The sequence below is a fragment of the Chryseobacterium sp. FH2 genome, assembly GCF_001045455.1.
Taxonomy (GTDB): Bacteria; Bacteroidota; Bacteroidia; order Flavobacteriales; family Weeksellaceae; genus Chryseobacterium.
The window spans coordinates 49,417-64,260 of record NZ_LFNE01000014.1; the positions used below are offsets into that span (position 1 = coordinate 49,417).

Below are 14,844 nucleotides of genomic sequence, written 5' to 3' on the forward strand. Positions count from 1 at the left end.
TTAATCTTCATTTTTCTGGTTTTCAGAATCGTCACCTGTTTCGCCAAAGAAATCATCCCAGTCTGTAAAATCGCTTTCAACATCATTTTCAGCATAACCATCGATATCACGCCTGTCTTTTTTGGTGGGCCTTCCCTCTCCTTTTATTCTATAGTAATTTTGGGAGGCTTTACGAAGTTTTAATAATTCGTATTGTTCTTTATCTGTCACATCTTTGATATGAAGCGGAACAAGCTTGGCTCCCATTCTGCTTTTCGGAATCTGGAGAACTTTAATCTTATAGTCAATTTGATTTTTTCTGATCTTAATTACATCCCCTTCCTTTACCTCTTTTGATGACTTTACGGCAGACGTTCCTATAGAAACTCTGTTCTTTTTAATCTCCTCTGCTGCAATACTTCTCGTCTTATAAAAACGAATGCTCCATAAAAATTTATCTATTCTCATAATTTTTTATACTTTTGCCGTTATATTATTTGTAAAGTAATTAAAGTTTTTTGAAATGAAAAAAATATTTTTATATATCCTTGCGGGTTCATTGTGCTTCACTGCATGTAAAAAAGATGATGATGATACGGCTACTTATGTTGAGCCAGAAGACATTGCAACACAAAATTCGTATGACGATCAGTCTATCCAAAAGTTTTTAGATGCAAATTATTTGGATACTCAGGGAAATATAAAAACATTCAGTGCAACAGATACTGCAGATGATCATTATAAAAAATTATCTGAATTAGACCCAATAAAACTGGCTTCAGGAGTTGTATACATTGTAAGACCAGGGGCACAGCCTATAGATATTGACCCAAGCAATCCAGGTAAAACAATCGGTGCTACAGACATTACAACTACTATGATGAGAGCTAAAACTTATCTTGCAGCAGATACAAACGGTGAGGTAGCCTTTATTTCGCCTGTAGATATGACCGGTTACAATACAGTTGATGGTTCTGGTTCTCCCGTGGTAGATCCTAAGTTTTATTACATATCTGAGCAAGATCCTTTAATTACAGATGCTTCCACAGATGCTGCAAAACAACCAAGCTACTATGTAATTGAAGGTTATAACGAAGCTTTGCAAAAATTCAAGGCATTTGACCAAGGAAATGGAGCTCCTTATAACTTACAAGGAGTAATTATTGTTCCTTCAAGAGCTGCTTTTGCGAGAGATTCACATTATAATTATAGTGGATATTCTTTCAGAAACAGAACTTTTGTTTTCAACTTCCAAGTTTACAAAACAGAAGCAAGACCATAATTTATTAAATAGAAATAAAAAAACGCTTCAAATTATTGAAGCGTTTTTTATTTTTAAGACCTGGCTTTCTGCTTTACATTTCCTAAAATATCCGGGAAATACAAATCTGCCAAATGGTCAAACTCATCCCCTCTCATAAACATTGTAGCATCAATTTCTTCATAAGAACTTTTTCCTGCTGCCGCGATTAATTCATTACAGGTATGCAGTGTATTCTTATGGAAATGGTATACTCTTTCTGCTTTGTCGGTCACATCAAGGCCCTTAATCAACATTTTATCCTGTGTTGCAACTCCTGTCGGGCACATGTTATTATTACATCTCAATGCCTGAATACAACCTAAAGAGAACATAAAGCCTCTCGCATTATTACACATATCAGCACCCATTGCAATAGCTCGTAAAATATCTAAACTTGTCAGAACTTTTCCGCTGGCAATCACTCTTAATTTATCTCTTACATTATAACTATTCAATGTTCTATTAACAAAAATCAAAGCAGGCTCCAAAGGCATCCCCACTCCATCAGAAAATTCCGGCGGTGCAGCTCCTGTTCCTCCTTCTGCTCCATCAATAGTAATAAAATCAGGATAAATTTTCAACACATTCATCTGAACGCAGATATCTTCAAATTCTTTAGTATCACCAATACATAACTTAAACCCGACCGGTTTTCCACCTGAAAGTTCTCTTAACTGCTGAACAAACCTCAACAATTCTGCAGCATTAGAAAAAGCAGAATGAGATGGTGGAGAAATAATTGTCATGCCTGGTGTCACGTGACGGATTTTTGCAATTTCAGGGGTATTTTTCACTCCCGGTAAAACTCCTCCGTGACCAGGTTTTGCTCCTTGAGACAGTTTAATTTCAATCATCTTCACACTTGGAAGGTTTGAATATTTTGTAAACAATTCAGGATTAAATTTGCCTTCTTCATCTCTGCACCCAAAATATCCTGTCCCGATTTGCCAGCAAAGATCTCCTCCTTCCAAATGATGGGGAGAAATCCCTCCTTCACCCGTATTATGATAAAAATTTCCTTTTTTAGCACCTCTATTTAACGAAATCTGTGCTCTGTCACTCAACGCACCGAAGCTCATCGCCGAAATATTAAATAATGACGCATGATAAGGCTGCGAACATTGCTCGCCTCCTACCCAAACTCTGGGTAATTCTTCTGACGGAGATTTAGCATAGATGGAATGCTTAATCCCTTCGTATTTTCTATGATTAACTTCTAACTGTGTTCCAAAAGGGACCGTATCACTCAAATTTTTTGAACGTCTGTAGACTGCAGAACGCTGATTTCTGGGAAAAGGTTTTCCGTCCGTCTCTCTTTCGATAAAATATTGCTGCATTTCAGGTGAAATACTCTCGAAAAAGTACCTGAAGTACCCAATGACAGGAAAATTCCTCAAAATAGCGTGTTTTGACTGATAAGCGTTGTACACGCCCAATGCATAGAAAGCGGATAGCAGAATGGGTATCCAATAATGCGCTCTGATTAGCAATGCTACAATCCACGTAGCAATGACTAATACAATTCCCCAAGATAAAAACTTATCTCTCATGAATGTAGTATTTAAAGTTAAAATAAATTTAGTCGAAATTTTGCAAAGAGACTATGCTTTTGCTAAAAAACTTTCGTAAGAAGATTGCACAGAAACCGTGCCATCTGACAGGATTTTTTCTAAATTCAGAAATTCAATTTGGTTTACAGATGCCTGGTCAAAATCTTTTTGTACTCTCACATAGTTTTCCGTGAAACCATACATTTTGCCGTCTTTATTTTCGTGTTCCCAAAGGACAGGAAGCGTTTTGCCTAACTGAGTTTGATAAAATGCCATTTTTTTCTTTTCAGAAAGGATTCTAAGCATTTTGTTGCGTCTTTTTCTTTCAGGTATAGGAACAATGCCTTCCATTCCTGCAGCCTCCGTATTTTCTCTTTCAGAATAAGTGAATACGTGTAAATAAGTAATCGGAAGACTATTCAGGAAATTATATGTTTCCATGAATCTATCTTCTGTCTCTCCCGGGAAACCAACGATAACATCTACACCGATAGCCGCATCAGGCATTACCTCGCGGATTTTGCTTACTCTGTCGCTATATAATTTTGTAAGATAACGACGTTTCATTTTTTTCAGTAAATCATCACTTCCCGATTGCAACGGAATATGAAAATGCGGAACAAAGCTTTTACTTTTAGAAACCAATTCGATACTTTCATCCTTCAAAAGATTCGGTTCGATAGAAGAAATACGGATTCTTTCGATTCCATCCACTTGGTCTAATTTTGAAATTAAATCCAAGAAAGTATGTTCATGTCTTTTGTTTCCAAACTCGCCTTTACCATAATCACCGATATTGACACCCGTCAAAACAATCTCCTTGATATCTCTTTCAGCAATTTCTTTGGCGTTTTTCAATACATTTTCGATAGTATCAGACCGGGAAATCCCTCTTGCTAAAGGAATTGTGCAGTACGTACATTTATAATCACACCCATCCTGAACTTTCAGAAAAGCTCTGGTCCTGTCTCCAATAGAGTAGCTCCCGATAAAGAAGTCGGTTTCTTCAATTTCACAAGAATGAACGATACCTTCACTTTCAGATTTCTCCAAATCATCAAGATAACTTAAAATATTGAATTTCTCTTTGGCTCCTAAAACCAAATCAACACCCTCAATTTGTGAAATTTCTTCAGGCTTCAACTGTGCATAACATCCTACAATCACTACTAACCCTTCAGGGTTGGCTTTCATAGCTCTTTTCACATGAAGCTTACATTCACGATCTGCATTTTCAGTTACCGAACAGGTATTAATAACATAAATATTCGCCTTTTCATCAAAGCTTACCTTATCGTAACCTGCATCTGTTAATTGACGGGCAATAGTAGATGTTTCCGCAAAATTTAATTTGCAGCCAAGGGTGTGAAATGCGGCTGTTCTTTGAAAAGTTGACATTATTTACTCCTGAATTTAATGGGTGCAAAGATAGTAATTTTAATATTATTTCTAAATTGATTCAATCTATTGATGATATTCATCACGAACTTCGGAGCTATTTTGAAAACAAACAGGCGAAGAGTTTGCATCAAAATCATTTACCGAAAGCTTATTTTTCATTTCATATTAAACTCTTGTGATTTATTTCTTGCAATAGAAAATGTTTCCCAATCCTCATTTTTCATCATTTTAGCAACATAAACGATTTGCCCGATATGAAGGATAATGAGCCAGTTGACGAAAAACCGCATCTAAAACAGAATGAGCTTCACCTCTGATATAAATGGTGGATTCTAAATTTTCATCATTAATCTGACTCAAGGCATCGAAAAGGCATTTCCAGCCTTCTTCCCAATAATCAAGAATTTCCTGCCTCGTTTCGAAAGTATTGATAAATTCTTCATCACGGTTTCGTTCAGGTTTTTCGCCATCTTCCGTTAAAAAATTAGTCCATCTTGAAAGCATATTTCCTGCAATATGTTTTACAATAACCGCAATTGAATTGCTCTCTTCATTGAATTGCCAGAAAAGCTGTTCATCTGAAAGCTGTTCAAATGATTTATCACCAAGCTTTTTATAGTATTCAAAACGTTTTATAAATAAATCTTTCATAATTCAACATTGAACATCTAAGTTAAAAATTTTTATGTTGAGATTATTCAATCCACTTTACTTCTTTCAAAACAGTCAGAAAAAAAATAAAAAGCCGACACTCTCGCGACGGCTTTTTGTTTTTATAACAGTAAATTATTCCCTGTTTTTTACCATGACCCATCCCGAATATTTGATAAGCGTATTCTTTTTATTATTTTCATTCCATGTTACGGAATACCAGTAAGTCCCGGTTGGAATCTTTTTACCGGCAGTCGTACCATCCCATTTATACCCTCGAAGTTTATCAGCCTGAAAAATTTTTGTTCCGTATCTGTCAAAAATATTAAATACTAAATTCTGCTTATTTCCTAAAGCCGAATAGTCTATTACATCATTTACTCCATCACCATTTGGCGTAATAACGTTGGTAAGATTCGGAACAACAATATCTACATCAATAGGTTCACAATCATAAGCATCTTTTACATATACCGTATGATCTCCTCTTGTGACATTATTGAAAACATTCGAATCCTGCCAATTGACATTATCCATAGAATACTTGTAAGGTGCAGTACCTCCTATTATATTTACTGTAACAACATTCGTAGCGATATCAATGGTTGAAATAACCGGCTGTTCAGAAGGAATGATTTTTACAGTCTGTGTAGCAATACAGTCTCCAGTTTTTAGTTTCACCCAATAGATACCCACTCCTACATTGCTGATAGACTGAGTTGTTGCCCCCGTACTCCATTCATAACCATTAAATCCCACTCCTGCGTCCAGTGTCGTTTTATCTTCTATACAAATAATTTTATCTTTTAATACAGAAGAATAAACTGGCGGAATAACCGTTAAACTCACTTTGGCAATAGCATAACATCCATTAGAATTGGTAACTTTTATATAAGCTACCCCGTTTGGAGCAATATATCCTGATGGATTTCCGATGGCATTGGTGCTGTTGACAGCATCTGTCAATGATGGATAATATGTTTTGATAACTCCACTTTGGGATGTTACAAGCGCTGCAGTAAGGTTAAAAGAGGCCGTTGCAGGGTTTGTTTCTATAAAGCACGATCTCAGGGCCGCATCATTTACCACAACTACCGGATGAAATTTAAGCGTAATCACCGCAGTTCCTGTACATTCATATTGGGAGGTTATTTTAACATAAACTGTGCCTTCGGCGGAAACATAAGCAGACGGATTTAAAATTTCGCCGGTCCCGGTATTAAGGGCATTCATCGTAGGATAATATTTCTTAATCACTGTAGGATCTGCATATACAGCCGCCGACGTAAGATCAAATGTCGCCGTTCCCGCATTGTTATTATTACAGCTATACAGCGTAACATTCGTACCTGTAATATTTCCTTGTTTAAACTTAAAAGCTCCGACCTGTCTGCAAGAATTAATAGGGTTATTAGGATTTGTAGGATCAAGATAATGAATACTATAATAATATATAGTCGTCATATTAACTGTTTGCGGTGTCAAAATAGGGTTGGCTCCCGAAAGCGCATCGTTTTGTGATGTATGATAACTTATCAGGAAATTAGGATTATTATTGATAATGCCTGCTGATAAAGAATTGAAATCAAAAATTGCAGGATTGGTACAAACAATTACTTCTCTAGGATCTGCAGGATTTGCCGCCGGATTACCGGGAGGAGTAAAAGGATGAGGCTGTAAAGCAGGATCTGTAAATGGCGAGGCCAAAGTTGCACTTCCACCCCAGGTCAAAGAAAACGGAGCCGTTGTAGTGCTGCCTGCTCCCACCCAGTTATCTATATATAAATAATAAGTTTCTCCCGGTAAAACATCCAAATATTTACAATAAGGTGTAGTTGATCCACCGGCAGCGTTGGTAATTGTACTCGTCATATTCAATCCTGTAGAGGCTCCAACGTTAATTACAGTAGCAGCGTTGCAACGTATTGGTGAACCCAAACTGCCACAGACAACATTAGGGCCGTAAACTGCCCAGTCATAATCTGCATTCGGATCATTGGGAACCAGATCAAAAGTAAGTGTACCTCCGGTCGCAATAGTAATTTTATACCATATAGAATTATGCTCGCCCGTTATTAGACAGCCGCCTAAATTCTCATTGACAGCGCCAATTCCTGTAGGAGAATAAGTAATACTTGAATTTCCACAAACTGTCAAAGCAGTTGAGCAATCCGCTTGAGAAAAAAATGTTTGTGATATGAATAAGAGAATAAAGAGTAAAGTTTTTTTCATATATAATTTTTTTCAAGGTTATTAGAATTTAGATAAAATCAAAATGACGAATATCAAATATAAACATTTTCCAATCAAAAATAAAAATATTCAAAAAAAATTACACTTTTAAATGTGAAAAATTTAAAATTATACGATTTTTCAGCAAAAAACAATAAAAGCTATTTGATACTTGTAATGTTTCCGCAAAGATTCTCAAGGTGAAAAATCTTATGGAACGGGCTTTTTACCTCATTTAAGTGTTCTTTATCCTGAATAAAAGTATACCGGGATGCGATAGAATTCATATCTGAAACAATAACAAGCCAACATTCATCCACAGAAGTATCATAATAAGGAAATTTTTCGTTTTTCTTTTCAATGAGTTCCAAGATTTTTTCAGAACATAATTCATCAAACAGATTCATATTATATTCATGAGTAATGAAAACATTTCTACGATGGAAAGATTTTCTTATACTTTTTACACACCCGAAAGGTTTTCCCTTTTTAATACTTTTATAGATATTTAAGATAATTTCCTCATGATTTTCCAGAGTCTCTAGTTTAATATTTGGGTAGAACTCTAAAAAATAAACACCACGATATTTCGTAGTGTCCTCTTGTTCTAATACTATTTCCGCCTGACGGAAAATTTTGTTTAAATTGCTTTCAACCTTTTTCATTTCAAGATGGTTGATAACTTCAGTCAATTCGATTCCAATTTTTTTGTCGTTGAATTTTGCAATGAAGTCGGGGCTTTCACAGGTTAAATCTTCAAATTTAACTTCAGGAAAATGATGCATAAAAGAATTCAGTAACAAAATCTCTGCTTTTTTCTTATACTTTTCACGGTCGTGAAGCGGAGATTCATCTATGGTACGGTGATACTTCTCTATCGGCTTTTTTTTCAAATGTCGGTTCAGGTAATATAAGCTCAGATTTTTAATTAAATCTTCATCAGAAAATGCCTTTTTCATGTGTTGGTTTTTTATCGTTATGGAACACATAAAACTTCTCTCATCACTTATTGAAGTTTTTGATTATCAAAAATTTACACTTAAAGATAAGTAAAATAAACTATTCATCCGACACTTTTAAAAATAATTTATCGTATAATTAACATTAAGTTTATTTTCATATTTAATACCTTTGAGCCTTTCAAATATAAAACTGTGATGTATGGATTTTAAAAATTTTAAAATACCTTTTAGCGTAGCCCCTCAATATTCTAAAAAAGTTGCCTATTTCTCGATGGAATTTGCCATTGAGCAGGTTTTAAAAATATATTCAGGAGGTCTTGGTTTTTTGGCAGGCTCTCATATGAGAAGTGCTTATAACCTTCAACAAGACCTTGTGGGAATCGGGATTCTGTGGAAATTTGGTTACTATGATCAGGCAAGAAACCATGATCAGACTTTACAACCTACATGGACAAGAAAAATGTACAGCTTCCTTGAAGATACAGGAATAAAGTTTCAGATTGAAATTCACAGCGCACCGGTTTGGGTAAAAGTTTGGTATCTTGATCCTGAAATTTTTCATACAGCACCGATGTTTTTCCTTTCAACGGATGTTCCCGAAAATGATCATATTTCAAAAACAATCTGCCATAAATTATATGATGCCAATGAATCTACTAAACTTGCACAATATATTTTATTAGGAAAAGGCGGTGCAAAATTGTTAGATGAGATGAATATTGAAAGAGATATTTATCATTTAAACGAAGCTCACGGACTTCCCGCGGCATTTCATTTACTGAAAAAATACAATGGAGATATAAACAAGGTTAAAGAAAAGCTTGTTTTCACCACTCATACACCGGAAGAGGCAGGAAATGAGAAACATAATCTAAAATTGTGTTATGACATGTCCTATTTTTCAGGTTTCAGCATGGAAGACGTAAAAAGTATTGAAGGTTCTGATGATGATCGTTTCAATCACTCACTTTGTGCTTTGAAAATGGCGAAAGTGGCAAATGGTGTTTCTCAGCTTCACGGTGTCGTTTCCAGAGCAATGTGGAGTAAATATCCCGGAATTTGCGAAATAACTTCGATTACCAACGCCCAAGAATTCAAATATTGGGCTGATAAACCTCTTTACAATGCAAAAGACGAGAACAATGAAACATTATTTGATTACCGTAAAAAACATTTAAAGAAGAGACTTTTCAAAATTGTAGCTGACCAGACCGGAAATTTATTTAATCCCAATGTTTTCACAATCGTTTGGGCGAGAAGATTTGCAGGCTACAAACGTGCCGATCTGTTGTTGCATGATAAAGACCGATTTTACAGGTTGCTGAACCACCCGAAATATCCCGTCCAGATTATTTGGGCAGGAAAGCCTTATCCAATGGATTATTCTGCGATTTCTACATTTAATACATTAGTGGAAGAAAGTAAAAATCATAAAAATATGGCCGTTCTTACAGGCTACGAACTTTCATTGAGCAAATCTTTAAAACAAGGTTCAGATTTATGGTTAAACAATCCGAGAGTTCCCAGAGAAGCTTCCGGAACCTCAGGTATGACGGCATCTATGAACGGTTCTATCAACCTTTCAACTGATGACGGATGGATTCCTGAATTTGCAAAACACGGTGAAAACTCATTCGTAGTTCCAAAAGCTGATTATATGAATATGAGTATTTATGAACAGGACAATTATGATTTAAACAAATTATATGAAATCCTCGAAAAGGAAATCCTTCCTACCTATTATGATAATCCGGACAGATGGAGAAAAATTCAGCACAATTCAATGAATGATGTAAAAGATCAATTCAACAGTGATAGAATGGCAGATGAATATTATAAAATTCTTTACAATTATCAAGGATAGAGCATAAAAAGTAAAATCCGCGAAATTACTTTCGCGGATTTTTATTTTAAATTAATCTTTTTTCTTTTTAGGTACTTTCAAACCTTTTTCCCTAGCTTCAGAAATACCGATGGCTACCGCCTGTTTTCTGCTTTTCACTTTTTCTCCGGAAGAGGATTTCAGTTTCCCTTCCTTGAATTCGTGCATTACTTTTCCTACTTTGTCCTGAGCCTTTTCTGAATATTTTGTCTTGCTCATGATATTTTATTTTTAAGATTTTGGTAAGGCTACACCTATTTCATAAACATTTGCATTCTTCAAATATTTTGAACGCTCTCTGGAAGTCACCGATTCAAAATGATCATTTTTAATCACAATAATCGGGTCTTCTGCATTTTCAATTTCAAAACTCGCTAAATATCTCTCATCCGGCGGAGACTGCTGTAATTTTGCTTTAATTTTCTGCAGTTCGTCTGCATATTTCCGAAATCCCGGATCTGATGAATGAATAAACTTATATTCCTCTCCTGCATCTACAAAATAATGGAGCTTTTTTTCAATTAAACCAGCTTCATCACTAATATTGGGATTATCATTTCCATCTTTAAAGCCTACTTCCACCAAAGTTCCCCCTTTTTTCTGTGCGCATTCTTCAGCATCATTAAAACTAGAAAAACCGGTATATATAATTTGGTCATTTAAAACATATCGGTTCAGTTTTTGGTTAAAGGCATTCGTTTCCATAATTATTATTTGATTTGATTATACTTTATGATATTCAATTTTGTTGCCAAAAGCTAAGTTTAAATTGCTTTTTTTAGCATTTATAAAATTATTATATTTGAAATCTTTTAAAATTAGAAATGAAAAAATTCTTACTAACGCTTACAGTTGCTGTGGCATTTCAAAATTTATCTGCACAGGAAATCACTTTAGATAAAATATATTCAGGATATTACCGCGGAAAAGGCATTGCCGGAATCACTTCCATGAAAAACGGTGAAAATTATTTGGTTATTGAACCTACAGGAATCGCCAAATATTCTTACAAAACTTCTCAAAAGGAAGGAAATATTGTTGACGGACAATTCGAAAGCTATGAGTTTTCTGATGATGAGTCTAAAATCCTTTTATTAAAGGAAAGCCAGCCGATTTACAGACATTCTTTCTTAGGAAAATTTGATGTAAAAGATTTAAAGTCGGGAAAAGTAATCAGTTTAAATGACGGAAAGTTGGTTCAGGAACCAAGATTCTCTCCAGATGCAACGAAAGTAGCTTTCATTTCTGAGAATAATTTATATTATCAGGATTTAAATTCAGAAAAAATTACACAAATAACTGAACACGGAGTTAAAAATAAAATATTAAACGGTCTTGCAGATTGGGTGTATGAAGAAGAGTTCGGACACGCAAGATTGTATGAATGGACAAAAAACTCTGATGCTATTGTTTTCGTCAAATTAGATGAAACTGAAGTTCCGGAAATTTATATTCCAATCTATGGAAAATCTTTGTATCCTCAGGAGATGCGTTACAAATATCCAAAAGCAGGAGAAAAAAACTCTGTTGTTTCAGCACATATTTATCAATTAAACGACGGTAAAAAAACAAAAGTTAACTTAGATAACTTCAAGCATTATTATATTCCAAATGTTGTACAGACAGCAAAACCGGACGAAATTGTTTTGATTACTTCTGAAAGAATCCAAAATGCCTCTGATGTTTTAAAAGTCAACACAAAAACAGGAACTGTTCAGAAACTTTTTACAGAAACGGATGAAAAATGGATTGATACCGACAGCCCGACACTGGAATTTTTAGAGGACGATTCTTTCCTTTGGGGCTCTGAAAGAGACGGAAACCGCCATTTATACTGGTATGACAAGGATGGAAAACTGAAAAAACAGGTTACAAAAGGAAACTGGGAAGTAACTGATTATTATGGGTTTAATCCAAAATCAAAAGAAATCTACGTTCAGACCACAGAAAAAGGAAGTATCAATAAGGTTGTTTCTAAAATCAATATTGAAAACGGAAAATCTCAGTTGATTTCAAATGGAGAAGGGAATAATTCCGCAAATTTCAGTAAAAACTATAATTATTTTATTGAAACTTCTTCTACTGCTTCAAAACCTTACACTTTTGTTTTAAAAGACGGAAACGGAAAAGTAGTAAAAGAGCTCCAAAACAATAATGAGCAGCTTCAGAAATTAAAAGCGGATAATTTTGTTGAAAAAGAATTTATCACGATACCAAATGAAGCAGGAGATCAAATGAACGCTTGGGTTATGAAGCCTAAAAATTTTGATAAAAATAAAAAATATCCGTTATTCATGTTCCAATATTCGGGACCTGGTTCTCAACAGGTTGCCAATTCTTGGGATAACGGAAACACTTTATGGTTCAACCATTTAGTTCAAAAAGGGTACATCGTTGCTTGTGTTGACGGCCGTGGAACTGGTTATAAAGGTGCTAAATTCAAAAAAGTAACGTATATGAATTTAGGGAAATATGAAATCGAAGACCAAATTACCGCTGCAAAATGGTTCGGCAACCAATCTTACATCGATAAATCAAGAATCGGAATGTTCGGATGGAGTTTTGGTGGTTATATGACGAGTCTGGCGATGACAAAAGGAGCTGATGTTTTCAAAGCGGGAATCGCTGTAGCACCGGTTACAAACTGGAGGTATTATGATTCGGTTTATACAGAAAGATTTATGAGAACTCCCCAGGAAAATGCTGATGGATATGATAAAAACTCACCAACAGAATACGCTAATTTATTAAAAGGAAAATTCTTATTAATTCACGGAACGGCTGATGATAATGTACATTTCCAAAATTCTATGGAATTTTCTGAAGCGTTGATTCAAAACAAAAAACAGTTTGATTTCATGGCTTATCCTGATAAAAACCACGGAATTTATGGCGGACAGACAAGACCTCAGCTGTATCAGAAAATGACGGATTTTATTCTTGAAAATTTGTAAAAAATAAAATATGGGCTTCTCCCGATTTAGCCTGAAAATACAATCCCTTTCAAAAATTTTGAGAGGGATTTTTATATTTATATCATTAATCATTTTGGGAAAATTCAATTTATTTTATCAATTAAAATTAAAAACTTATTTTTGGGAAACTTGAAATTTGAAAATATGAAGACTAAACATCCTAAAGGATTGCCTTTCCTCTTCTTTACCGAAATGTGGGAACGTTTCGGATACTATTTAATTCTCGGAATTTTTGTACTGTACGTTATTGAGCCAACCGGCCTGAAGGGAGGTTTGGGGCTACCTGATAAAACAGCAGACGATATTTTCGGAACGTATATCGCTTTGACTTATTTGACTCCTTTTATCGGAGGTTTTTTGGCAGACAGAGTTTTAGGATATATTAAATCCATTTACTTGGGAGGAATTTTAATGGCTGCCGGATATATCGGGATGGGTGTTTTCAAAGATCTGACTTTATTTTATACTTCATTAGCTTTAATTATCATCGGAAATGGTTTCTTTAAGCCTACAATTTCTACATTATTAGGAAATTTATATTCTGAAGAACCTTATAAAGCCAATAAAGATTCCGGATATAATATTTTTTACATGGGCATCAATATTGGAGCGTTTATTTGCAATATTATTGCAGCTTTCATGCGGAATAAATTCGGTTGGGGCGAAGCCTTTATCACTGCAGGAGTCGGAATGTTGATCGGAATGGTCATTTTTACAGTAGGTAGAAAACACTATATCCATGCCGCACAAATGAAGCCCGTACAGGAAGGTGATACAAAGCTTTCTGAAATTTTGATTAAAGTTTTCCTGCCTGCTATTATTGCCGGAGTAATTGGCTGGGTTATCCCCGGAAATATTTTCGGAAGTGACAGTACTGATGCCTTTATTTTTGCTTGTATACCTGTTATTTACTTTTATGCTTCTCTTTATTTCAAAGCAAAACCAGAAGAAAAATCATCAATTGGAGCTTTATTATCTGTATTTTTAATTAGCATGTTTTTCTGGGCAGTTTTCAAACAAAACGGAACAGCGTTGACCAGATGGGCCAATTATTATACCGACAGGAGCGTTCCTGCAGCTTTGGAAAAACCGTTGGAAAGTATCTATATGGTTGACGGAAAAGGTTATGAAGACAAAGAAGTTTCTGTTTATGATGATCAATACCAATCTCAAAAAGACAAGGACGGAAATACCATTAAAGAAAAAGGAAAAGATATTTATTTTAAAAATATATCGCCTGAACAACGTGCTGAATTAGAAAAAAATCCTGAAAAAAAGGTTTATTTATACAATACAGAATTATTCCAATCCATCAATCCGTTTTGGGTAATTGCTTTAACACCTGTTGTTGTTGGTTTCTGGGCATTATTGAGAAGAAAAGGAAAAGAACCTTTAACTCCTACAAAAATTGTTTTAGGACTATTTATCTCAGGATTATCCTGCCTGGTAATGGTTCTTGCAGTTTGGGCCGGAGATAATGGAGCTGTAAAAGTTTCACCTTGGTGGTTGGTTGCGGGTTACGGAGTCATCACAGTGGGAGAACTTTGTCTTTCTCCGATGGGATTATCCTTTGTTTCTAAGCTTTCCCCGGCAAGAATCACAGCTTTGATGATGGGAGGTTTTTTCTTGGCAAATTCAGTTGGTAACAAACTTTCAGGAATTTTGGCAAGTACCTGGTATAGTTATGATAACAAAATGAATTATTTTTTGGTAAACTTTGCTTTGTTAATATTCGCTACGCTTTTAGGACTCTCCATGTTAAAAAGATTAAACAAAATCATGAAAGAAAAAGGGCATTAACTCTTATTTATTATAAAAGAAAATTAAGCTGTGGAATCATTCTGCGGCTTTTTTATTTAATTATAAAATTAAAACCTTGCTGAAAACACAAAAAAAACTATATTTGTCA

Annotated in this window: 11 protein-coding genes and 1 pseudogene; 4 read left to right on the top strand and 8 right to left on the bottom strand. The window is 34.9% G+C overall.

Annotated features, from left to right (window positions below):
- Complete coding sequence (locus ACM39_RS17485) at positions 1-447, bottom strand: RNA-binding S4 domain-containing protein (RefSeq protein ID WP_048512335.1); 447 nt, start codon at positions 445-447, stop codon at positions 1-3.
- 55 nt (positions 448-502) lie between these two features.
- Between ACM39_RS17485 and ACM39_RS17490 the strand changes: the two genes are divergently transcribed.
- Entirely contained in the window at positions 503-1,261 is a 759-nt protein-coding gene (locus tag ACM39_RS17490) for a hypothetical protein (protein WP_048512336.1), read from the top strand.
- Positions 1,262-1,314: 53 nt separating this feature from the next.
- Here the strand turns inward: ACM39_RS17490 and ACM39_RS17495 are convergent, their stop codons facing one another.
- The 5 genes and pseudogenes from ACM39_RS17495 to ACM39_RS17520 all read right to left on the bottom strand — a co-directional run bounded on the left by ACM39_RS17495 (position 1,315) and on the right by ACM39_RS17520 (position 8,075).
- Positions 1,315-2,832 (bottom strand): FMN-binding glutamate synthase family protein, encoded by a 1,518-nt coding sequence (locus ACM39_RS17495; RefSeq protein WP_048512337.1) that lies wholly within the window; start codon positions 2,830-2,832, stop codon positions 1,315-1,317.
- A 51-nt stretch (positions 2,833-2,883) separates the two neighbouring features.
- A complete protein-coding gene (mtaB, locus tag ACM39_RS17500; RefSeq protein ID WP_048512338.1) occupies positions 2,884-4,230 on the bottom strand; it encodes a tRNA (N(6)-L-threonylcarbamoyladenosine(37)-C(2))-methylthiotransferase MtaB in 1,347 nt (448 codons plus the stop codon).
- 158 nt (positions 4,231-4,388) lie between these two features.
- Positions 4,389-4,884, bottom strand: a pseudogene (locus tag ACM39_RS17510) (DUF1572 family protein).
- 135 nt (positions 4,885-5,019) lie between these two features.
- The gene (locus ACM39_RS17515; RefSeq protein ID WP_048512340.1) at positions 5,020-7,116 is read right to left on the bottom strand and encodes a T9SS C-terminal target domain-containing protein; all 2,097 of its coding nucleotides are present in this window, start codon (positions 7,114-7,116) and stop codon (positions 5,020-5,022) included.
- Between the two features lie 161 nt (positions 7,117-7,277).
- A complete protein-coding gene (locus tag ACM39_RS17520) occupies positions 7,278-8,075 on the bottom strand; it encodes a hypothetical protein (protein ID WP_048512341.1) in 798 nt (265 codons plus the stop codon).
- Between the two features lie 202 nt (positions 8,076-8,277).
- Here ACM39_RS17520 and glgP point away from each other — a divergent pair, with 202 nt between their 5' ends.
- Positions 8,278-9,942 carry an alpha-glucan family phosphorylase gene (gene glgP / locus ACM39_RS17525; RefSeq protein ID WP_048512342.1) on the top strand — a complete coding sequence of 555 codons (1,665 nt, stop codon included), beginning with the start codon at positions 8,278-8,280 and terminating at the stop codon, positions 9,940-9,942.
- Between the two features lie 51 nt (positions 9,943-9,993).
- Here glgP and ACM39_RS17530 read toward each other — a convergent pair whose 3' ends face one another.
- Both ACM39_RS17530 and ACM39_RS17535 read right to left on the bottom strand, forming a co-directional pair.
- Positions 9,994-10,179 (bottom strand): DUF6496 domain-containing protein, encoded by a 186-nt coding sequence (locus tag ACM39_RS17530; protein ID WP_047397622.1) that lies wholly within the window; start codon positions 10,177-10,179, stop codon positions 9,994-9,996.
- A gap of 12 nt (positions 10,180-10,191) precedes the next feature.
- Positions 10,192-10,665 carry a hypothetical protein gene (locus tag ACM39_RS17535; RefSeq protein ID WP_048512343.1) on the bottom strand — a complete coding sequence of 158 codons (474 nt, stop codon included), beginning with the start codon at positions 10,663-10,665 and terminating at the stop codon, positions 10,192-10,194.
- A 119-nt stretch (positions 10,666-10,784) separates the two neighbouring features.
- Here ACM39_RS17535 and ACM39_RS17540 point away from each other — a divergent pair, with 119 nt between their 5' ends.
- Together ACM39_RS17540 and ACM39_RS17545 are read left to right on the top strand one after the other, a co-directional pair.
- On the top strand, positions 10,785-12,914 hold the full coding sequence (locus ACM39_RS17540) for a S9 family peptidase (RefSeq protein ID WP_048512344.1): 2,130 nt from the start codon (positions 10,785-10,787) through the stop codon (positions 12,912-12,914).
- A 165-nt stretch (positions 12,915-13,079) separates the two neighbouring features.
- Positions 13,080-14,735 (top strand): peptide MFS transporter, encoded by a 1,656-nt coding sequence (locus ACM39_RS17545; protein ID WP_048512345.1) that lies wholly within the window; start codon positions 13,080-13,082, stop codon positions 14,733-14,735.
- Positions 14,736-14,844: the final 109 nt, after the last annotated feature.

Coding starts and splice junctions, on each gene's coding strand:
- ACM39_RS17535 (WP_048512343.1), bottom strand. CDS start 10,665: ATGGAAACGAATGCCTTTAACCAAAAACTGAACCGATATGTTTTAAAT.
- ACM39_RS17515 (WP_048512340.1), bottom strand. CDS start 7,116: ATGAAAAAAACTTTACTCTTTATTCTCTTATTCATATCACAAACATTT.
- ACM39_RS17490 (WP_048512336.1), top strand. CDS start 503: ATGAAAAAAATATTTTTATATATCCTTGCGGGTTCATTGTGCTTCACT.
- mtaB (WP_048512338.1), bottom strand. CDS start 4,230: ATGTCAACTTTTCAAAGAACAGCCGCATTTCACACCCTTGGCTGCAAA.
- ACM39_RS17485 (WP_048512335.1), bottom strand. CDS start 447: ATGAGAATAGATAAATTTTTATGGAGCATTCGTTTTTATAAGACGAGA.
- ACM39_RS17545 (WP_048512345.1), top strand. CDS start 13,080: ATGAAGACTAAACATCCTAAAGGATTGCCTTTCCTCTTCTTTACCGAA.
- glgP (WP_048512342.1), top strand. CDS start 8,278: ATGGATTTTAAAAATTTTAAAATACCTTTTAGCGTAGCCCCTCAATAT.
- ACM39_RS17530 (WP_047397622.1), bottom strand. CDS start 10,179: ATGAGCAAGACAAAATATTCAGAAAAGGCTCAGGACAAAGTAGGAAAA.
- ACM39_RS17495 (WP_048512337.1), bottom strand. CDS start 2,832: ATGAGAGATAAGTTTTTATCTTGGGGAATTGTATTAGTCATTGCTACG.
- ACM39_RS17540 (WP_048512344.1), top strand. CDS start 10,785: ATGAAAAAATTCTTACTAACGCTTACAGTTGCTGTGGCATTTCAAAAT.
- ACM39_RS17520 (WP_048512341.1), bottom strand. CDS start 8,075: ATGAAAAAGGCATTTTCTGATGAAGATTTAATTAAAAATCTGAGCTTA.